This window comes from Stenotrophomonas sp. SMYL8, assembly GCF_036320065.1.
Taxonomy (GTDB): domain Bacteria; phylum Pseudomonadota; class Gammaproteobacteria; order Xanthomonadales; family Xanthomonadaceae; genus Stenotrophomonas; species Stenotrophomonas maltophilia_A.
Window position 1 is genome coordinate 44,897 of record NZ_JAWIRR010000019.1, and the last position, 21,404, is coordinate 66,300.

A 21,404-nucleotide genomic window follows, 5' to 3' on the forward strand; every position below is an offset into this window, starting at 1 on the left:
CCCCCCCCCCCCCCCCCCGCCCCCGCCGTCCCCCCCCCCCCCCGCTCCGGGGGGGGGGCCCCCCCCGCCCCCCCACTACCGCAGGGCGGTCAACCGCCCTGCTTTGCAGCGTAATCCTGCGCCTGGCGCATCACCCGCAGCAGGTTGCCGCCCCAGATGCCGGCAATCTGCTTCTCGGTATAGCCCTTGCGCAGCAGCCACGCGGTGATCTTCGGCAGCTGGCTGACATCGGGCAGGTCACTCAGGCCGCCGCCACCATCCCAGTCCAGGCCGATCCCCACGTGCTCGGGGCCGACCACCTTGAGGATGTGCTCGAAGTGGGCGAAGAAGTCGTCCAGGCTGGCATGGCGCACCGGGTGCTCATGGTCCAGTGCCTGTTCGGCTTTCAGCAGGGCCACGCCCTGCTCGATGCCCATCCCTTCCCAGCCGCCCAGCTGCTTGCTCAGCGCTTCCTCGGCCTGCTTGCGCTCGGGCGTCTTTGCGGTGTCGATCAGGTAGCCACCATAGGCGTTCACCTGGATCACACCGCCGGCCTTGGCCAGCTTGCGCAGGCGCGCGTCATCAAGATTGCGCGGGTGGTCGTAGACCGCCTTGGCCGAGCTGTGCGACAGCACGAACGGCACCGGCATCATCGCCAGCAGGTCGTCGAACACCGCGTCGGACGCATGCGACTGGTCGATCACGATGCCCAGCTTCACCGCCTGCCGCACCAGATCCTTGCCGGCCGGGCTCAGGCCTTTCCACTCCGCCCCCTTGGGGTCGGTGGCCGAATCGGCGAACTCGTTGTTGGCGAAGTGCACGGTGCTGAGCAGGCGCAGGCCGGCGCGGTGGTAGAACGACAGCAGGCTCGGGTCTTCCACCAGCGGGCTGGCGTTTTCCATGCTGATGTAGACCACGCGCTTGCCGGCGGCCTTGATCCGCGCCGCGTCATCGGCGGTCAATGCCAGCGCGAAGCGCTCGGGGTTGGCCGCCAGCATTTCGCGGATCTCCAGCAGCCGCTGCAGGCCATGGTCACGCTCGGCGAGATGCGCGGCGGGGCTGCGGTCGCCCTGATCGGTGTAGATCGCCCAGAAACCGCCGTCCAGCGCACCTTCGACCATGCGCGGGTAGTCGACCTGCGAAAGCGCGTTGCGGTCGTGACGCTGCTCGATGTCGAAGCCGGTTCGGCCGAAATTGGCCGGCGTATCCAGGTGGCTGTCGAGGGTGACCAGGCGCTGCTGCAGGGCCTTGGCGCGCGCCAGCTCCTGTGCGCTGAACTCGATGGCATGAGCCGACAGCGGCGCGCACAGCGCCAGGGCAAGCACGACGGACAGGTGGCGCAACGATGGCATGGGCTCTCACCGGCAATGGGAAGAGCCCGACCATAGCGCTGCGAACCGCGGATTTGTAGAGTCGAACTGTGCTCGACTGATCAGGCACCGCGAGTCGAGCATCGCTCGACTCTGCATCTGGAAATCAGTCCACCACGCGGCAGAACACGGCCTTGAGGTAACGCGATTCCTGCACGTGGGCCATGAACGGATGGTCCGGACCGGCGCCGGCCACCTTCAGGATCTGGATCGTGCGGCCGGAGAAATAGGCCGCGCGGCGCAGCATGTCGAGGAACTGGTCCTCGGCCACCAGGCCGGTGCAGGAGAACGTGGCGAACAGGCCACCGGGCTTCACCACGCCCAGCGCCAGCTTGTTCATGTCCAGGTACTTCTTCAGCGCAGTGATGACCTGGTCGCGGTCGCGGGTCATCTTCGCCGGGTCCAGGATCACCACGTCGTACTGCTCGCCACGGTTGGCCGCATCGCGCAGCCACGGGAAGATGTCGGACTGGACGAACTTCGGGCGCACGTTGTTCAGGCGCGAATTGCCCTTGGCGATCTGGATGACGTCTTCATCGATGTCGATGCCGACCACTTCCGAAGCGCCACGCGCCGCCGCGTACACGGCGAAACCGCCGGTGTTGCAGCACAGGTCGAGCACGCTCTTGCCTTCCACCTGCTGGCTCAGCCACTCGCGGTTCTCGCGCTGGTCGGCGAAGAAGCCGGTCTTGTGCGCACCGGCCGGGTCAGCGCGGAACTTGATGCCGTACTCGGTGATCACCGCCGCTTCGGTGGTGGTGTTGCCGTGGAAGTCGAAGCTTTCCTGCTTCTGCACGTGCTCGTCGGCGAAGCTGTGGAAGCGGCAGCCCGGGAACTGCTCGCGCAGGGCGTCGTAGATCCACTCGCGGTGGCGGAACATGCCGGCGGCGAAGAATTCGACCACCACCAGATCGCCGTAGCGGTCCACCACCAGGCCGGACAAGCCATCGCCCTCGCTGTGCACCACGCGCCAGGCGTCGGACACCGCGTCGAGCTTCAGCACCTCACGGCGCAGCGACACCGCCTGGGCGATCTTGCGCGAGAACCAGCCAGCATCGACCGGCACGTTCTGGTCGGTTTCGAGGATGCGCACGGCAATGCGCGAGTGCCCGTTGTAGAACCCGCGACCAATGAACTCGCCGTCGATGCCGACCACGTCGACGATGGAACCGGGCTTGGGCCGGACGGTCGGCTTCTCGACCAGTTTCTGGAAGATCCACGGGTGGCTGGAACGCCACGCATTCTTGAGGCGGACAATCGGAAGGGGGGTATTCATCCACCTATTGTAGCCGGGGGGCGCTTTCGTAGAGTCGAGCTGGCGCGACGGGCGTTACTGAACGGCCCGGGCAAGGCGTGCCAACCAAGGTTGGCATCTACCAGGGCGGGGGCCCCGGCCGCCCGACATTTGACGGCAGCCCGGCCAGGCCGCAGAATCGGCGCCAGAAGGGGAGTAGCTCCCAGACGTTGTCGCCGTCATTTCGAGCCCGCAGGCTCCGGTGCAACGGCAGTTCCAGCCGACTGGAACTGCGAGCGAGACCTTCGCCGTACTGGCGAAGCTCTGTCCCTGGATCCCCCTCCCGATCCTCCGTTGCAGATCCTCGCCGTCCGGCCTGGCATTCATCTTTCCAACGGACATTCCCAATGCAGACGATCGGTAACGTGTGGTTGTGGGGCGGCTTCGCAGCGGTGGTGGTCATCGCCCTGCTGGTCGACCTCGTTTTGATGCGCCATGGTGGACCGCACAAGGTCACCTTCAAGGAGGCCCTGTGGTGGTCCATCGGCTGGGTCGCGCTGGCCCTGCTGTTCAACGCGGGCCTCTGGTACTACCTGAATGAGACCGCCGGCCAGGTGGTGGCCAACAAGGTCGGCCTCGAGTTCCTGACCGGCTACCTGGTCGAGAAGGCGCTGGCGGTCGACAACATCTTTGTGTTCCTGATGATCATGAGCTACTTCGCGGTGCCGGAGGAGCAGCGCCAGAAGGTGCTGATCATCGGCATCCTGGGCGCGATCGTGCTGCGTACGATCATGATCTTCGCCGGCAGCGTGCTGATCACCCAGTTCCATTGGCTGCTCTACGTGTTCGGCGCCTTCCTGCTGTTCACCGGCTGGAAGATGTGGTTCGCCGCCGGGCAGGAGCCGGACCTGGAGGCCAACCCCGCCCTGCGCTGGATGCGCAAGCACCTGCGCCTGCTGCCGGATTACGCCGGCAACGCGATGAGCGTGAAGCGCGACGGCGTGCGTTGGTTCACCCCGCTGTTCGCGGTGCTGATCCTGATCGCGGTCACCGACGTGATCTTCGCGGTGGACAGCATCCCGGCGATCTTCGCGATCACCACCGACCCGTTCATCGTGCTCACTTCCAATGTGTTCGCTGTGCTGGGCCTGCGTGCGATGTTCTTCCTGCTGGCCGGCATGGCCGACCGCTTCCACCTGCTGCCGTACGGCCTGGCGCTGGTGCTGGGCTTCATCGGCATCAAGATGATGATCATCGACCTGTTCAAGATCCCGACCCCGATCTCGCTGGGCGTGGTGGCGGTGATCATCGCCGCTACCGTGGTGTTGAGCCTGAAGTACCCGCCGAAGGAAGGCGAAGGCCAGGCCTGAGCCTGACCCGCTGGATGGCGCGGCCGGTGGGATTGTCCCGCCGGCCGTTTCCACTCTCCCGCGGCGGTGGCCTTGGTTTCGCGCCAACCACCGCCATTGCTGAGGTATGAACAACAACGCGCCCCTGCCCGCTGGCGACGTGCCGGCCCCCCGCAATGACCGCTCGCGCATCCTGCGGGCGTTCAATGTCAGCCTGGCCGCCGTGCTGGTGCTGGTGGCCGTGTTCGCCCTGCAGGGCACCTTTGACTGGCGGCCCTGGGCGGTCGCGCCGCTGGAAGCCAAGGGCCTGCTTGGCCTGATCGGCGGCCCGATGCTGCATGCCTCGGTCGAGCACATCGCCGCCAACAGCATCGCGATTCTGATCCTGGGCACGCTGGCCGGCAGCGTCTACCCGAAAGCCACCGTGCGCGCCCTGCCCCTGCTGTGGCTGGGCTCGGGCATCGGTGCGTGGATGCTGGGCAATCCGGGCAGCGTGCACCTGGGCGCCAGCGGCGTCACCCATGGCCTGATGTTCCTGCTGGCCAGCCTGGGCCTGCTGCGCCGCGACCGTGCAGCGATTGCCACCGGCCTGATCGGCATGCTGTTCTACGGCGGCATGCTGATGACCATCCTGCCGCACGCCGACGGCGTGTCCTGGCAGTCGCACATGGGCGGCGCCTTCGCCGGCATCATCGCCGCGCTGCTGTTCCGCAACGCCGACCCGCTGCCGCCGCGCCCGCGCTACAGTTGGGAAGACGAAGAAGAAGACGTCGAACCTTTACCCGACGACGAGCTGGAACCGCCGTCACCGCAGCGCGTGCCGGTGCTGTGGCAGCCGCGCGAAGGCCAGGACTACGTGGTGATTCCGTTCCGCCGGCCGGACGAGCCGCGCGGATGAAAATGCCCCGGTAGTGCCGGCCGCTGGCCGGCACCCTCATGAACCGGTAGTAGCCGACCTCGGTCGGCGCGGTTGTTGTGCGCCAACCAAGGTTGGCACCTACCAGAGTCCGTCAGTTCGCCGCATTCCCTGCCGCGCCCATGCCATCCACCGCCTGCCGGCCCAGTGCCGGGTCATCGGTGAAGAAGGCATCGATGCCGGTAGCCAGATAGGCACGCATCTCGGCAATCGAACCCTCGGCATTGCGCGCGTTGTCGGCGCCCTTGCGCAGGTTGCTGGCCTGGAAGTGGTTCTCCGGACGGAAGGTGTACGGAATCACCATCAGGCCCACTGCATGTGCGTCCTGTACCAGCGTGGTCGGAGTGCTCAGCGCGCCCTTGGCGTCCAGCGGAATGATCGAGCGCAGTTCCGGGCCGATGCTGTCGGCGTAGCTGGCGATGTCCTTCAGTCCTGCCGGCGTCATCATCTGCGCGTAGGTCAGCGTGCCACCGGCCTTGGCGATGTCGGCCGGCTGGGTGTCGCCCTTCCACAGCAGTTGCAGCAGGCGGATGTTGCTGCCGCGCGGGATCTTGCCGCGCAGGTAGCGCAGGTTGGCGGTCTCGAACGACTGGATGGTGACCGGGCCGACGTTGGTATAGGCATTGCCACGCAGCGCGGTCAGGAGCTTGTCTTCCATCGGCAGGCCGATCGACTGGAAGTAGGTCGGGTGCTTGATCTCCGGCACCAGGCCGATGCCACGGTTGGCACGCCCGGCCTGCTGGACAAGGAATGCGAGGATCTCGTCCAGGCTGGCGATGCGGAACTGGCCATCGTAGGCGGTGCTGCGCAGTTCCGGCAGGCGCTCACGCGCGTACAGCGTCTTCAGCTCGGCCAGGGTGAAGTCTTCGGTGAACCAGCCATCGACCTTCTGCCCGTCGATGACCTTGCTGGTGCGGCGGCTGGCGAATTCCGGATGCGAGGCGACATCGGTGGTGCCACTGATCTCGTTCTCGTGGCGGGCCACCATCACCCCGTCCTTGGTCATCACCAGGTCCGGTTCGATGTAGTCGGCGCCATCGGCGATGGCCTGCGCATAGGCCGCCAGGGTGTGCTCGGGCAGCAGTGCGCTTGCCCCGCGGTGGCCATAGACCGACACCTTGTGCGCGGCCGGGGTGGAGGATTCAGCACTCATGGCCACCGATGGTGCCACGGCCAGCGACAACAGCAACGCACAACCCCACGACTTCACTGCGACTTCCCCAAGCGGTATGTGATGGGCGTCAGTATGCGGCGGCAATGTGACAGGTGGGGGACCTGGGGTCGGATCCCCGCAGGGGCTCCGACCCCGCATCTTCAGTCGACCAAGGCATCATGGAAATCGCGTTCGTGAACGATCATGATCCGCAGTCCTTCCTTGCGCAGTTCCACGGCGCGTTCCACCTTGCGACCGTAGCAGGCGTAACTCCAGCAGGGATTTCCCTCAGCACCAATCACCAGGTAGTCCACCTTCTTCGATGGCGCACTGTGCACCCGACCTCCCCGTTCCGTTACCAACGCCTGGATATCGGCACGTGAACCTCGGGACGAGGCGCCTGTGAAGCAGAATCCTCTCTCTTCGAATTCGATCTCGGGAGCGACTGCACAAAGTCCGACCAGACTTCCGGCGATCTGCAACGACGGATCGGTCAGGGTGCGGTCATCGCCGAGGACGACAAACTCGCTGAAGAACTGGCGAAGCAAATCCTGTTCCTGCGCATCTACCACACCATCAGCCAGTACCTTGGCCACGAGGTGCCCTATTTCGTCGTACGGCCAGCATCCCTGTAGATGGGAATGCTCATCCATCCAATCCGAGAGACCACGCAGCTCGGCCTCCGAAACCTGGCCATCAGCGATTATTCCGCCCAGTACGGCATGAAGTCGCTGGAGATCTGCTGTGGTGGCGTTGACCCGATCACTTGAGCACATCCGGTCGATCAACCATCGCAGATCTTCCGCCGCATCTTCTTCCATGCGACCTTCGCCAAGTGCGCGCTCGAGCACAGGCATCAGTTCAGTGAACGGATGCTGCTGGCGCTGATGTAAATGATCCTGGATCCAGTGGGCCAAGAAGCGACGCTCGTCGGCATTGATCTCTTTGTCAATGGAGATCCCTTCGATGATGCCCGCCAGAGAGTTCAACGCACGAGTGAGCTGCGCCGGGCTTGTGAAGTGAACGTAGGGAACATGGTCCGAATGCATCCGCAATTCCTTTGCCTGAGTTTCCTGCACGCTAGCTTGGTCGGCGCCGGTACTCAAGACGTAGCGGACAAGGCTCTGGAGTATTGGAGGTGATCACGTCATTTTTCACGGGGTCAGAGCCCCTCCGGGGATCTGAACCCGAGCAACTCGTTCAGCTGGGTTGCCGGCCAGCGGCCGGCACTACCAAGGCTTATTTGCCGATGCAGAAACTGGAGAAGATCCTTCCCAGCAGGTCATCGGCGCTCATCTGCCCGGTGATCTCGCCCAGCGCATCATGCGCCAGCCTCAGTTCTTCGGCGGCCAGTTCCAGGTGCTCATGCGCCAGCTCACCATCGGCGCGCTGCGCATGTTCCTGCGCGCGCTCGATCGCATCCACATGGCGCGTGCGTGCGGAGAACTCGCCGTCCACCTGCTCGCCTGCCCCGGCCGAAGCAATCGAACGCAGACGCGCATGCAGATCGTCGAGCCCGGCGCCGGTGGCGGCCGAAACGAACACGCGGTCCGGATCGTCCAGCGACGGCAACGCCTCCAGCAGGTCCGACTTGTTGTGGATGTAGACCTTGTGCGGCACCGCCGCCACGGCCTCGCCCAGCGCCGCTTCGCCGGCCGCCGGATCGCGCGCATCCAGCACGATCAGCGCCAGGTCGGTGCGCTCGATTTCCGCGTGGGCGCGGCGCATGCCTTCGCGTTCGATGGCGTCACCGCCGTCGCGCAGGCCGGCGGTGTCGACCAGGGTCAGCTCCAGACCGTCCAGGCGGATGGTCTCGCGCAGAGTGTCGCGGGTGGTACCGGCGATGTCGGTGACGATGGCGCGTTCGCTGCCGGCCAGCGCGTTGAGCAGTGAACTCTTGCCGGCGTTCGGCGGACCGATCAGCACCGCGTGCAGGCCATCGCGCAGGCGACGGCCGCGCTCGGCATCCCGCCGCAGCAGGGCCAGGTCGCTGCGCGCCTGTTCCAGCCCACGCCGCACCTGCGCGCCACCGAGGGTATCCAGCGGTTCGTCGGCGAAGTCGATGGCCGCTTCCACATGGATGCGCAGCAGCACCAGCTGTTCGACCACGGCGTCGATGCGGCGCGAGAACACACCATCCAGCGAACGGCGTGCAGCGCGCGCGGCACGATTGTCGCCCGCGGCGATCAGGTCGGCGATGGCCTCGGCCTGGGCCAGGTCGAGCTTGCCGTTGAGGAATGCCCGTTCGCTGAACTCACCCGGGCGCGCCTGGCGCGCACCGAGCGCGATGCAGCGCGCGACCAGTTGCTGCAGCAGCACCGGGCTGCCATGGCCCTGCAGTTCCACCACCTCTTCGCCGGTGAAGCTGTTCGGTGCCGGGAACCACAGCACGATGCCATCGTCGATGACCTCGCCGTCGGCATCACGCAGGCGCGCGTAGTGCGCGTGGCGCGGACGCAGTGCAGGTGCACCCAGCGCATTGGCAATCGCTGCAGCGCGCGGGCCGGACAGGCGCAGCAGGCCGACACCGCCGGCGCCGGGCGCACTGGCGACGGCCACGATGGTGTCGGTGCGGATCGCGTCGTTCATGGCTCAGAGTTTCTCCAGCTGCGCACGCGCCTGGGCCGCGCCGCTGCCCTGCGGCTGCAGCGCCAGGTAGGTGGTGTAGGCCTGTTTGGCCTTGGCCTTGTCGCCGGCGTTGAAGTAGGCGTCGCCCAGGTTGAGATAGGCCACGGCGCGCGAGGGGTCGATCTTCAGTGTGTTCTCCAGCCAGCGCGCCGCTTCGGCATAGCGCTGCTGGCGGTAGTAGACGAAGCCGAGGTTGTTGGCGGCCTGGGCGAAGTCCGGGCGCAGCTTCAGCGCCTCGGTGAACTGGGCTACCGCTTCGTCGTACTGCTTCTCGCGGTACAGCTGCAGGCCACGGTCATTGGCCTGCTGCGCGCGCTGGCGGTCGGACGCAGGGCCGGCGGTGGGCACCACCAGCTTGGCCTTGCCACCCTGCAGGTCGGCCACGGTTACCGGTGCCTGGCTGCCCTTGGCCTCGCTGGCGGCATCGACCTTGTTGTTCAGCGCGATCGCATCGGCGGTCAGCTGGCGCGTATCGGCGTTGAGGAATTCCTGGCTGTCCGGCACCTGGAACACGAACTCGCCGCCCTGCGAGCCGGGCAGACTGCCGAAGGCCGGGGTCTGGTGCGAGACCGCCGAGACCGCCGGCGCCACGTAGGCGGCCAGTTCGGTACCGGTGATCAGGCCATCGCCGTTGAGGTCGCCCTTGCCGGCCAACGCCTGCAGCAGCACCCAGGAAAACACCGAATGGCCGTTGGGGCCGGCATCGGCCACCTGCTGGTCGGCACCACCGGCGGTCAGCATCTGCCGCGCGCTGCGGCGGGCGTTCTCGCGCAGGAACGACGACGACGAGGGGCCGCCACGGGTCAGGCCCAGGCCGCTGTAGCAGGCATCCATCACGAACATCACATGCTTGGCCTGCATGCTTTCGGCGATGTTCTGGATGTCGGTCATCGCGATCGCGTCGGTGGCAAATTCCTTCGGATCCGAATCGACCGGAATGATGTAGCCGAGGTCGCGCCCGGAGGCGAGCTGGCGGGTCGCGCCATGACCGGCGAAGAACACGAACACGCGATCGTTCTTACCGGTGCGGTCGTCGGCCAGGCGGTCGTGGAAGGCGGCCAGGATGTTGTTGCGGGTGGCCTGCTCGTTCTTCAGCACGATCACCTGCGAGGACGGGAAGCCGAACTGCCCGGTCAAGGTATCGGCCACTGCCTGAGCATCATGGCTGGCGTATTCCAGCTTCGGCCACTTGGCGTAGTTGTCGATGCCGACCACGATCGCCCATGACTTCTCGTAGCCGGTGGTGACGGTGGCGGCACCGGCGTCGCCCTTTCGCGCACGGGCGACGGTGAAGTCGCGGCCATTCCAGCCGGCGAACTGGTAGCCATCGGCGATCAACCGGTCGAGGATCTGCGGCAGCGCCTTCACCGCACGATCGTGGATGTCGTGGAACAGGATGATGCCGCGCTGTTCCTTGTTCACCTGGTCGAGCACGCGCTGCACGATCGACTCCGGTACCGGGTCGGCCCAGTCCATCGAGTCGATGTTCCACATGATCGACTTCAGCCCGGCCTCGTTGAGCAGCTGCAGGCCTTCGGCGTTGCGCGCGCCGTACGGGAAGCGGAACAGGGGCGCGCGCTTGCTGTCGACGTCCTTCAGCAGCGTGTCGGTGTCCAGCACCTGCTGGCGCAGCGCGTCGCCGGTGGTGCGCGACAGCTGGGCGTGGGTCAGGCTGTGGTTGCCGACCGCATAGCCCTCCTCCATCAGGTTACGGCTGATCTTCGCCATCGGGCCCAGGCTGACCTTGCCGTCGGCCTCGACCTTGCCCAGGTTTCGGCCCACTTCGAAGAACACGCCCGGCACGTCGTAGCGCTTGAGGATGGCCACCACTTCATCGGTGTAGGCCTTGTGCGGGCCATCGTCGAAGGTCAGCACCACGGTCTTGTCCGGCAGGTCGCGGCCGAAGATTTCGCGGTCGCTGTCCTTCATGGACATCGGGTACGGCTCGATCACCCCGTAGTCGCGCAGGATCGCTTCGCGGCTGTAGTCCTTGTGCAGGTGCGCGATGTAATCGTCCCACTTCTCGCGCTTCAGCTCGATGGCGCGGGTGCGCTCGAAGCGGCTGAAGATGCGGGTCAGTTCCTGGTTGTAGTTGCGTTCGATCTCGTCGAGCGCCTCCAGGTCCTCGCCGATGCGCTGGTGCAGCTTCACCGCCGGCAGCGACGAATCGGTACCGACCCGCTCATGCAGATCACGCAGCACTTCGCGGAAGGCCAGGCGGTCGGCATCGAACAGTTCCGGCGCGGACTCGATGTAGTCCAGCACGGTACCCAGGGTGGCGAAGCGCTGCGGACTGGAACCGCGCAGCAGGGTGTCGAACTGCGCGGCGATGGCCGTACGTTGCTCCAGGCCATCATGGAACAGCTGCTGGCCCACACGCGTGGAGGTGCCGCGGTCGGCGGCCGACTGCTGTTCTTCGTCAGCCAGCAGCACGATGATCCGGCGGTAGCCGTCGAGCTGCTTCTGCAGCGCGGCCAGCAGCGGTGCCGCGGCCGGATCGGCGGCGGCCGCAGCCTGCGCGCTGGGCTGGGTGACCGTGGTCGTCGGCGCCTTCGCGTCCTTGTCGCCGCAGCCGGCAACGACCAGGGTCAACAACAGCGAGGGCAGGAACAGGCGGAACGACGACGCACGCGGCATGGCGGACTCGATGGATGGAGGAACGGTGTGCCGGCGATTCTAACGCCGCATGCGAAAAGCCCGCCTTGCGGCGGGCTTCTGCGGGTCGGTCGGGGCTCAATGGCAGTCGACCAAGGTCGACTCTACAACGCCGGCGACCTGCCGGTCGGATTACTTCTTTTTGACCGGGGCCGGGGCGGTGGTGGCCGGGACTGGCTCGCCGCCGTGGCGCTTGGTCATCCACCACTGCTGCAGCAGGCCCAGGCCGCCGTTGACCACCCAGTACAGAACCAGGCCGGACGGCATGAAGGCCATCATGACGCCGAACACCAGCGGCATGAACTGCATCATCTTCTGCTGCATCGGGTCCATGCCCGGTGCCGGGGTCAGCTTCTGGGTGAACCACATCACCGCCACGTTGATCACCGGCAGGATGAAGTACGGGTCGCGTGCGGTCAGGTCCTGGATCCAGCCGAACCAGGGCGCCTGGCGCAGTTCGACCGATTCCACCAGCACCCAGTACAGGGCGAAGAAGATCGGCATCTGGATGAGGATCGGCAGGCAGCCGCCCATCGGATTGATCTTTTCCTTCTTGTACAGCTCCATCATCGCGGTCTGGAACTTCTGGCGGTCATCGCCATAGCGTTCCTTCAGCTGCGCGATGCGCGGCTGGAAACGACGCATCTTGGCGCCGCTCTTGTACTGGGTCGCCGACAGCGGGTACAGCACCAGCTTCAGCAGCACCACCAGGCCGACGATCGCCCAGCCCCAGTTGCCGACCAGCTTGTGCACCTGGTTCAGCACCCAGAACAGGCCCTGGCCGATCACCGCCATCATCGAAAAGCGGCTGTAGTCGACCACGCGGTCCAGGCCCGGCACGTCTTCCTTGGCGATCAGGTTGACCAGCTTCGGGCCGACCCACAGGCGGGCTTCGGTGCTGGTGGACTGGCCCGGGGCCACAGTGAAGGCCGGACCACGCGCTTCGATCAGGTCACGACCGGCCACCTGCGACAGCACGTAGTGTGCGGTCTGGTCCTTCTGCGGGATCCAGGCGGTGAAGAAGTGGTGCTGCAGCATCGCCAGCCAGCCGCCGGTGATGTTCTGGTTCAGCGTGCCGTCTTCCAGGTAGTCCTTGAACGCACGACGCTGGTACTTCTTGTCGTTGTCGTACCAGGTGGCACCGTTGAAGCTGAAGGAATCCGGGTTGGTCATGCTCCGCGACAGGATGGTCGGGGTGCGGTCCAGGGTGCGGTAGACGTAGCCGTTCCACGGCGCGGCGCCGGCGTTGCTGACTTCATCCTTGAAGCGCACGGCATACTCGTTGCGCGAGACGGTCAGCGTGCGCTTGATGGTCACGCCATTGTCGGCGGTCCACACGAACGGGATCTGCAGCTCGTTCTGGCCCTTGGCCAGCACGAAGTCCTTGGTGTCACCGACCAGCTTGAAGCCGTCGGCGCCGGGGACCGGGGTGTTCTTGTCTTCGCTGGCCCAGCCACTGATCGCGCTGTACGGGTGCGCGGGGTCTTCGGTCAGCAGGCGGACCGGCGGGCTGCCTTCGTCCTTGGTCTGCGGGAACTGCAGCAGCTCGGCATCGAGCACGCGGCCGCCGTCGAGCACCAGACGCAGCACGTCGGTGGTGACGGTCACGCGCTGGCTGGCCGGGGTGGCGCTGGCCTGGGCCTGCACGGCGGCCTGGCCGGGGGCACCCGGCACCTGGGCGCTGGGGATGGCGCCCGGGGTTGCGCCCGGAACGCTCTGTGCGGCGGCCGGGGCCGACGTGGTCGTCGGTGCCGGGGTCGGAGCAGCCTTTTCACGGCTCCACTCCATCCACAGCAGCACGGCCACCATCAGCCAGGCAAAAATGAGGAATACGCGGGTCTGGTTCATCAGCGGACAGGCTCGGCGGGGCCGGGACGCGATGCCGGCTCGGTCAAAGAAGGAGTTGCGACGCCATCAGGCGGCGGCATTGTGCCGTCCACGCCCGGCGTGGGCAATGCACGCAGGCGACGCAGCAGGCGCAGGAAGGCCTGGCGGATCTCGTCGTTGCTGGCGGAACGCGCAGCACTTCGAGCCACGACGACAAAGTCGCCTGGCTGGATGTCGGTACGTGTCTGACGCAGGATGTCGCGCAGGACGCGCTTGATCCGGTTACGCCCGACGGCGTTCGGATCAACCTTGCGGGAAACCGCCAGACCCAGCCTGGCCGGCCGGTCAGCCGGCAGCCAGTGCAGGGTCATCAGCGGATCGGACACACGGCGGGCGCCGTTGAAGACCGTTGAGTATTCGGCACGCGTGCGAACCCGCGCAGAGCGAGGGAATCGCTTGCGCGGGTCTGCAGTATTCACTGTCGAAGGGATTGCGTCTGCCGCGATGTGCGGCATGGCAATCAGGCGCTCAGGACTTTGCGGCCCTTGGCGCGGCGACGCGACAGGATCTTGCGGCCGTCAGCGGTCTTCATACGGGCACGGAAGCCGTGGTCGCGCTTACGCTTGAGGTTGCTGGGCTGGTAGGTGCGCTTCGTGGCCATTGGGGGCCTCTCGTATGAATGGGACGGAAAGAACCGGAAATTCTAGAGAGGTACCCCGCCCCAAGTCAACCCCTGGCAGCTACGCGAATTCACTGGGCTGTGCAATAGCTGTGGATGTTTTTGTGAATAAGTAGGGGACAAGCATTCCGAAGGCGGGCGCTCGGTGGTAGTCTGAGCCATCCATTTCCCCCCTTTTCGGCCTGTGTTTGGGCGCCTTGTCGCGTCCATGCCCCGGCCACCGGACGATTATTGCTGATGGATGCCTGGTCCCGTAGTCTCGAGCGCCTCGAAGCGGAGTTCCCGCCGGAAGACGTTCATACCTGGTTGAAGCCGCTGCAGGCCGATCTGCGCGTGGACAGCCTGGTGCTGTATGCACCGAATGCCTTCATCGTCGACCAGGTCCGCGAGCTGTACCTGGCCCGGATCCGCGAACTGCTGGCCCATTTCGCCGGTTTCAGCGACGTTTTTCTTGAAATCGGCTCGCGCCCGCGTCCCGTGGAGGCGCAGAACGCGCCGGTTTCCACGCCGTCGGCGCATGTGTCCAGCGAACCGCAGGTGCCGTTTGCCGGCAACCTGGACAATCACTACACGTTCGCCAACTTCGTCGAAGGCCGCAGCAACCAGCTGGGCCTGGCCGCCGCCTTCCAGGCAGCGCAGAAGCCGGGCGACCGCGCGCACAACCCGCTGCTGCTGTACGGAGGCACGGGCCTGGGCAAGACCCACCTGATGTTCGCCGCCGGCAATGCCATGCGCCAGGCCAATCCGGGTGCGAAGGTGCTGTACCTGCGTTCGGAACAGTTCTTCAGCGCGATGATCCGGGCTCTGCAGGAAAAGACCATGGATCAGTTCAAGCGCCAGTTCCAGCAGGTGGACGCGCTGCTGATCGATGACATCCAGTTCTTCGCCGGCAAGGACCGCACCCAGGAAGAGTTCTTCCACACCTTCAACGCGTTGTTCGATGGCAAGCAGCAGATCATCCTGACCTGCGACCGCTATCCGCGCGAGGTCGAAGGCCTGGAAGCACGCCTGAAGTCGCGGCTTGCCTGGGGCCTGTCGGTCGCGATCGAACCGCCGGACTTCGAGACCCGCGCCGCGATCGTGCTGGCTAAGGCACGCGAACGCGGTGCCGAGATTCCCGATGATGTTGCGTTCCTGATCGCCAAGAAGATGCGCTCCAACGTGCGCGACCTCGAAGGTGCGCTCAATACCCTGACCGCCCGCGCCAATTTCACCGGCCGCGCGATCACCACCGAATTCGCCCAGGAAACCCTGCGCGACCTGCTGCGCGCCCAGCAGCAGGCGATCAGCATTCCCAACATCCAGAAAACCGTTGCCGACTACTACGGCCTGCAGATCAAGGATCTGCTGTCGAAGCGTCGGACCCGCTCGCTGGCCCGGCCCCGCCAGGTCGCCATGGCCCTGACCAAGGAACTGACCGAGCACAGCCTGCCCGAGATCGGCGACGCCTTTGCCGGTCGCGACCACACCACGGTGCTGCATGCCTGCCGCCAGATCCGGACCCTGATGGAAACCGACGGCAAGCTCCGCGAGGACTGGGACAAGCTGATCCGGAAGCTGAGCGAATGATGCACGGATGCCGATGAGGCGTCATCGCACAAAACGGTGCAGAATCCGGTAGCAAGCGCGGGACACGTTGTGGATAAAAATGGCGTCTGAAATCGCGTCGAATTTATCCACAGCTTTCCCCCCCCCCTGGGGGTCGGTAATACAGAGGGTTTCGAGGTCTGAAATTCTTTTATTTACAAAGACTTAGCGTTGTTTTCCAGCGATTCTGTCTCTACCAGCACCACCAAGCTTTTGATTTATTCCACATTTTTTAAAGCATAGGGGCACGGAACCACATGCGTTTCACACTGCAGCGCGAAGCCTTTCTCAAGCCGTTGGCACAGGTCGTCAACGTGGTCGAACGCCGCCAGACCCTTCCGGTTCTGGCCAATTTCCTGGTCCAGGTGCAGAACGGCCAGCTGTCGCTGACCGGTACCGACCTGGAAGTGGAGATGGTGTCGCGGATCGCGGTTGAAGATGCCCAAGACGGCGAAACCACCATCCCCGCCCGCAAGCTGTTCGAGATCATCCGCGCCCTGCCCGACGGCAGCCGGATCACGGTCTCGCAGACCGGTGACAAGATCACCGTGCAGGCCGGCCGCAGCCGCTTCACCCTGGCCACCCTGCCCTCCAACGACTTCCCGTCGGTTGACGAAGTGGAAGCCACCGAGCGCGTGGCCATCGGCGAAGCGACCCTGAAGGAACTGATCGAACGCACCGCGTTCGCGATGGCCCAGCAGGACGTGCGCTACTACCTCAACGGTCTGCTGTTCGATCTGCGCGGCGATGCGCTGCGTACCGTCGCCACCGACGGCCACCGCCTGGCGCTGTGTGAAACCGATCTGGCCAAGCCCAGTGGTTCCAAGCGCCAGATCATTGTGCCGCGCAAGGGCGTGACCGAACTGCAGCGCCTGCTGGAGAGCGGCGATCGCGAGATCGAGCTGGAAGTCGGCCGCAGCCACGTCCGCGTCAAGCGCGACGATGTCACCTTCACCTCGAAGCTGATCGACGGCCGTTTCCCGGATTACGAAGCGGTGATTCCGATCGGTGCCGACCGCGAAGTGAAGGTTGATCGCGAAGCACTGCGTGCCTCGCTGCAGCGTGCCGCAATCCTGTCCAACGAGAAGTACCGCGGCATCCGCGTGGAAGTCTCGCCGGGCAACCTGAAGATCAGCGCGCACAACCCGGAACAGGAAGAAGCCCAGGAAGAGATCGAAGCCGACACCACGGTCAGCGATCTGGCCATCGGCTTCAACGTGAACTACCTGCTGGATGCCCTGTCTGCCCTGCGCGACGAGGAAGTCATCATCCAGCTGCGCGACTCCAACTCCTCGGCACTGGTGCGTGAGTCCAGCAGCGAGAAGTCGCGCCATGTGGTGATGCCGCTGCGTCTCTGACGGCAGCCTGTTCCACGTGGAACCGAATGACGCCCGGGACCTTTCCGGGCGTTTTTTTTGCAGGTTCCACGTGGAGCATCGCGATGGCCGGATCTCCAGGTATGGGTGAATGCCTTCCTTGAGATTGCTGGTTGCCGATTGATCCTGGCTGCCCTTCCGATGCAATCGGTGCTGAGCGATTGGAATCCAGGTTGTGAGCTTGGGCGCTGTCCAGCCGCTTTCGATCGAGTATGTCGTTCTGGGTCTTCAGACTGATGCACGTTCCCCGAACTTGCCGGAGGGGTGAAGCAGATCGTGGGTCGCAACGCTGCGGTTGCTTCATCTGCAGACGCCACTGTCCACAGGTCTCGTTGGGGTCGGATCGGGGCCGGCCTAGCTTCTAAATCTGGGTATAAATCTAAAGCATGGTGGTGATGGTAGGCCCAGATTTCGTGGAGAAATGCATTATCTATTTGATTTTGAAGAGATTTATGCACCTGAAACCCCCTGTATAGAGGCCCCTCAGGCTGGGGGGGAACCTGTGGATAGTTTCGCAGGTCGGGCAAAAGGGCTTTTTTATCCACAGCTTGCCCATACATTGTGTATAAGTCATACAGACCTGCTGTGGACAGCGTGAAACGGCGGGCTCGAATTCCTTGAAATCTGTGGAACCCTACAGGGCATCGCATCCCAGATTTCAAGAAATCTGCGCGGTGTTCGCGCAAACCACCGTCGGGGCACCTGGCGATGCTCGCGGAATGAGGCTGAAATCGCTGAAATCTGAGGTCCGGTACCCTGCGCCGCCGCTCAGAATTCAAGGATTCCCGGCGTATCCAGACCCAGGCGAGCCCAGGTGAGGGAGCGCCACCACGTGGAACACGCGTAGGGTTGCCAGACAGAGGCTTCAGCACAGTGGCGATGTCTGGCGCGGCACGGCTGGCTTGACCGATGCAGTAAGCTGATGGATTCCCTGCCCCTCTACCGCCTTGTGCGGATGGTCTTTCGCGCCCCATGCAGATCCGCCGCCTCGCCTTGCATCAACTGCGTCGCTTCAGTGCGGTGGACCTGTCGCCCCAGCCGGGATTGAACCTGCTGACCGGCGACAACGGTGCCGGCAAGACCAGCGTGCTCGAAGCCCTGCACTTGATGGCCTATGGCCGCAGCTTCCGTGGCCGGGTGCGCGACGGTCTGGTACGCCAGGGCCAGGAAGCGCTGGAAATCTTCGTGGAATGGGACGAACAGCGTGCCCATCACCCGCCCCACCGCCGAAAAGCCGGCCTGCGCCACAGTGGTCAGGACTGGAAGGGGCGACTGGACGGCGAGGATGTCGCACAGCTGGGTAATCTCTGCGCAGCGCTTGCCGTGGTGACGTTCGAGCCCGGGAGCCATGCACTGGTCAGTGGTGGTGGTGAACCCCGCCGCCGCTTCCTCGATTGGGGCTTGTTCCACGTGGAACCGGATTTTCTGTCCCTGTGGCGTCGCTATTCCCGGGCGCTGAAGCAGCGCAATGCCCTGCTCAAGCAGGGCGGGCCATCGCGGATGCTCGATACCTGGGATCACGAGCTGGCCGAGGCAGGAGAACCACTGACCAGCCGCCGCCAGCACTACTTGGAGCGTCTGCAGCAGCGCACGGTAGCCTTGGCCGCCAGCCTGGCTCCGCAACTCGGTATCCAGGGATTGGAGCTGAGCCCCGGTTGGCGGCGGCATGAGCTTCCCTTGGCCGATGCCCTGCTTCTGGCCCGGGAACGTGACCGGCAGGCAGGGTATACCTCGGTGGGCCCGCACCGCGCGGACTGGAGTGTGGATTTCCACAGTATTCCAGGTCGTGATGCGCTGTCCCGCGGCCAGGCCAAGCTGACGGCGTTGGCGTGCCTGTTGGCACAGGCGGAGGACTATGCGGAACAGCGAGGCGAATGGCCGGTGATCGCATTGGACGATCTGGCCTCGGAGCTGGATCGCACCCATCAGGCGCGGGTACTGGAGCGCCTGCTCAATGGGCCGGCACAGATCTTCATCACCGCCACCGAAACCCCGGCGGCGCTGCAGGAACTGACCCACATCGCCCGGTTCCACGTGGAACATGCACAGATCGTGGCTGTGCCATAGTGGGCACACCAGGGCCGCTCGACCCCGGCTGGTATAATTCGGGTTGGAATCCTTTCATTCTCGGCGCATCGCCCCAAGCGGTGCCCGACCTGCGGAGCCTACGGCAAGCGCAATGAGCGACGAACAGAACACCCCGGCAAACAACGGCAATTACGACGCCAACAGCATTACCGCCCTGGAAGGCCTGGAGGCTGTCCGCAAGCGTCCCGGCATGTACATCGGCGACGTGCATGACGGCACCGGTCTGCACCACATGGTGTTCGAGGTCGTCGACAACTCGATCGACGAAGCGTTGGCCGGCCACGCCGACCACGTTGCAGTGACGATCCACGCCGACGGCTCGGTCTCGGTGTCCGACAACGGCCGTGGTATTCCGACCGGCAAGCACGAGCAGATGAGCGCCAAGCTCGGTCGCGAAGTGTCTGCGGCCGAAGTCGTCATGACCGTCCTGCACGCAGGCGGCAAGTTCGACGACAACAGCTACAAGGTTTCGGGCGGCCTGCACGGCGTCGGCGTCAGCGTGGTCAACGCGCTGTCGCAGAAGCTGCTGGTGGACGTGTTCCAGAATGGCTCCCACTACCAGCAGGAATTCAGCAACGGCGCAGCCGTGACTGCGCTGGCCAAGCTGGAAGCCACCACCAAGCGCGGTACCACCGTGCGCTTCTGGCCGTCGACCGTCGCCTTCCACGACAACGTGGAATTCCACTACGACATCCTGGCCCGCCGCCTGCGCGAGCTGTCGTTCCTGAACTCCGGCGTCAAGATCGTCCTTGCCGACGAGCGTGGCGATGGCCGTCGCGATGACTTCCACTACGAAGGCGGCATCCGCAGCTTCGTGGAGCATCTGGCCCAGCTGAAGACCCCGCTGCACCCGAACGTCATTTCAGTCACCGGCGAGCACAACGGCATCGTCGTCGACGTGGCGCTGCAGTGGACCGACTCCTACCAGGAGACGATGTACTGCTTCACCAACAACATTCCGCAGAAGGACGGCGGTACCCACCTGGCCGGTTTCCGCGGTGCGCTGACCCGTGTGCTCAACAACTACATCGAGCAGAACGGCATCGCCAAGCAGGCCAAGATCAACCTGACCGGCGATGACATGCGCGAAGGCATGATCGCAGTGCTGTCGGTGAAGGTGCCGGACCCGAGCTTCTCCAGCCAGACCAAGGAAAAGCTGGTCAGCTCCGACGTGCGCCCGGCGGTGGAAAACGCCTTCGGTGCGCGCCTGGAAGAGTTCCTGCAGGAAAACCCGAACGAAGCCAAGGCGATCGCCGGCAAGATCGTCGATGCCGCACGTGCACGTGAAGCCGCGCGCAAGGCCCGCGACCTGACCCGCCGCAAGGGCGCGCTGGACATCGCGGGCCTGCCGGGCAAGCTGGCCGACTGCCAGGAAAAGGATCCGGCGCTGTCCGAACTGTTCATCGTCGAGGGTGACTCGGCAGGTGGTTCGGCCAAGCAGGGCCGCAACCGCAAGAACCAGGCGGTGCTGCCGCTGCGCGGCAAGATCCTCAACGTGGAACGCGCGCGTTTCGACCGCATGCTGTCCTCCGACCAGGTGGGTACGCTGATCACCGCGCTGGGCACCGGCATCGGCCGTGACGAGTACAACCCGGACAAGCTGCGTTACCACAAGATCATCATCATGACCGACGCCGACGTCGACGGCGCCCACATCCGCACCCTGCTGCTGACGTTCTTCTATCGTCAGATGCCGGAGCTGATCGAGCGCGGTTACGTCTACATCGGCCTGCCGCCGCTGTACAAGATCAAGCAGGGCAAGCAGGAGCTGTACCTGAAGGACGACCCGGCGCTGGACAGCTACCTGGCCAGCAGCGCAGTGGAAAACGCTGCACTGGTGCCGGCCACCGGCGAGCCCGGCATCGAAGGCCTGGCGCTGGAGAAGCTGCTGCTGGCCTACGCGGCGGCGCTGGATTCGATCGAGCGCAACGCACACCGCTACGACCGCAACCTGCTTGAAGCGCTGGTCGACTTCGTCCCGATGGACCTGGAAAGCCTGCGCGCTGCCGGCGAAGGCGAGGGCCTGGATGCACTGGCCAAGCGTCTCAACCAGGGCAGCCTGGGCAGCCCGCGTTTCACGCTGGAGCTGCAGGACGCCAACGACGAGCGCCCGGCCGCTGTGCTGGTGACCCGTCGCCACATGGGCGAACAGCACATCCAGGTGCTGCCGATGTCGGCCTTCGAAAGCGGCGAACTGCGCGCGATCCACCAGGCATCGAAGCTGCTGCACGGTCTGGTCCGCGAAGGCGCAACCATTTCCCGCGGTGCCAAGTCGATCGAAGTCGACAGCTTTGCCAAGGCACAGAACTGGCTGCTCGAGGAGGCCAAGCGCGGCCGCCAGATCCAGCGATTCAAGGGTCTGGGTGAAATGAATCCGGAGCAGTTGTGGGACACCACGGTGAATCCGGAAACCCGTCGACTGCTGCAGGTGCGCATCGAAGATGCTGTCGCTGCCGACCAGATTTTCAGCACGCTGATGGGCGATGTCGTCGAACCGCGTCGCGACTTCATCGAAGACAACGCGCTGAAGGTCGCAAACCTGGATATCTGACACAATCGGGAC

The 21,404-nt window shown here is 64.9% G+C and carries 15 protein-coding genes; 6 read left to right on the forward strand and 9 right to left on the reverse strand.

All coding sequences use genetic code 11. The features are described 5' to 3' along the window. Positions 1-89 precede the first annotated feature (89 nt). Together V3B25_RS15035 and V3B25_RS15040 are read right to left on the reverse strand one after the other, a co-directional pair. A complete protein-coding gene (locus tag V3B25_RS15035) occupies positions 90-1,331 on the reverse strand; it encodes a dipeptidase (RefSeq protein WP_182266965.1) in 1,242 nt (413 codons plus the stop codon). 124 nt (positions 1,332-1,455) lie between these two features. Then, positions 1,456-2,625 carry a class I SAM-dependent rRNA methyltransferase gene (locus V3B25_RS15040; protein ID WP_329810909.1) on the reverse strand — a complete coding sequence of 390 codons (1,170 nt, stop codon included), beginning with the start codon at positions 2,623-2,625 and terminating at the stop codon, positions 1,456-1,458. 365 nt (positions 2,626-2,990) lie between these two features. Between V3B25_RS15040 and V3B25_RS15045 the strand changes: the two genes are divergently transcribed. Then, positions 2,991-3,953 (forward strand): TerC family protein, encoded by a 963-nt coding sequence (locus V3B25_RS15045; protein ID WP_032128501.1) that lies wholly within the window; start codon positions 2,991-2,993, stop codon positions 3,951-3,953. Positions 3,954-4,059: 106 nt separating this feature from the next. Then, the gene (locus V3B25_RS15050) at positions 4,060-4,830 is read left to right on the forward strand and encodes a rhomboid family intramembrane serine protease (RefSeq protein ID WP_329810910.1); all 771 of its coding nucleotides are present in this window, start codon (positions 4,060-4,062) and stop codon (positions 4,828-4,830) included. Positions 4,831-4,942: 112 nt separating this feature from the next. Here the strand turns inward: V3B25_RS15050 and V3B25_RS15055 are convergent, their stop codons facing one another. The 7 genes from V3B25_RS15055 to rpmH form a co-directional block, all read right to left on the reverse strand. Further along, the gene (locus tag V3B25_RS15055) at positions 4,943-6,058 is read right to left on the reverse strand and encodes a glycerophosphodiester phosphodiesterase (RefSeq protein ID WP_189720287.1); all 1,116 of its coding nucleotides are present in this window, start codon (positions 6,056-6,058) and stop codon (positions 4,943-4,945) included. Positions 6,059-6,162: 104 nt separating this feature from the next. Beyond that, entirely contained in the window at positions 6,163-7,050 is an 888-nt protein-coding gene (locus V3B25_RS15060; RefSeq protein ID WP_197615878.1) for a BRCT domain-containing protein, read from the reverse strand. A 190-nt stretch (positions 7,051-7,240) separates the two neighbouring features. Then, on the reverse strand, positions 7,241-8,590 hold the full coding sequence (gene mnmE, locus V3B25_RS15065) for a tRNA uridine-5-carboxymethylaminomethyl(34) synthesis GTPase MnmE (RefSeq protein WP_329810911.1): 1,350 nt from the start codon (positions 8,588-8,590) through the stop codon (positions 7,241-7,243). 3 nt (positions 8,591-8,593) lie between these two features. Then, complete coding sequence (locus V3B25_RS15070; protein WP_329810912.1) at positions 8,594-11,266, reverse strand: polysaccharide deacetylase family protein; 2,673 nt, start codon at positions 11,264-11,266, stop codon at positions 8,594-8,596. Between the two features lie 150 nt (positions 11,267-11,416). Further along, on the reverse strand, positions 11,417-13,132 hold the full coding sequence (yidC, locus tag V3B25_RS15075; protein WP_049399025.1) for a membrane protein insertase YidC: 1,716 nt from the start codon (positions 13,130-13,132) through the stop codon (positions 11,417-11,419). Further along, positions 13,132-13,626, reverse strand: coding sequence for a ribonuclease P protein component (gene rnpA / locus V3B25_RS15080; RefSeq protein WP_329810913.1), 495 nt, complete (start codon positions 13,624-13,626; stop codon positions 13,132-13,134). The genes yidC and rnpA overlap by 1 nt, the downstream gene beginning before the upstream one ends. A gap of 5 nt (positions 13,627-13,631) precedes the next feature. Beyond that, complete coding sequence (gene rpmH / locus V3B25_RS15085; protein WP_005411729.1) at positions 13,632-13,772, reverse strand: 50S ribosomal protein L34; 141 nt, start codon at positions 13,770-13,772, stop codon at positions 13,632-13,634. Between the two features lie 255 nt (positions 13,773-14,027). Between rpmH and dnaA the strand changes: the two genes are divergently transcribed. The 4 genes from dnaA (at position 14,028) to gyrB (ending at position 21,392) form a co-directional block, all read left to right on the forward strand. After that, on the forward strand, positions 14,028-15,359 hold the full coding sequence (gene dnaA, locus V3B25_RS15090; RefSeq protein WP_005411730.1) for a chromosomal replication initiator protein DnaA: 1,332 nt from the start codon (positions 14,028-14,030) through the stop codon (positions 15,357-15,359). 275 nt (positions 15,360-15,634) lie between these two features. Beyond that, a complete protein-coding gene (gene dnaN / locus V3B25_RS15095) occupies positions 15,635-16,735 on the forward strand; it encodes a DNA polymerase III subunit beta (RefSeq protein WP_005411731.1) in 1,101 nt (366 codons plus the stop codon). A gap of 990 nt (positions 16,736-17,725) precedes the next feature. Continuing rightward, positions 17,726-18,820, forward strand: coding sequence for a DNA replication/repair protein RecF (gene recF / locus V3B25_RS15100; RefSeq protein WP_032128507.1), 1,095 nt, complete (start codon positions 17,726-17,728; stop codon positions 18,818-18,820). 112 nt (positions 18,821-18,932) lie between these two features. Beyond that, positions 18,933-21,392, forward strand: a complete 2,460-nt coding sequence (gene gyrB / locus V3B25_RS15105) for a DNA topoisomerase (ATP-hydrolyzing) subunit B (RefSeq protein ID WP_032128508.1) — start codon at positions 18,933-18,935, stop codon at positions 21,390-21,392. Positions 21,393-21,404: the final 12 nt, after the last annotated feature.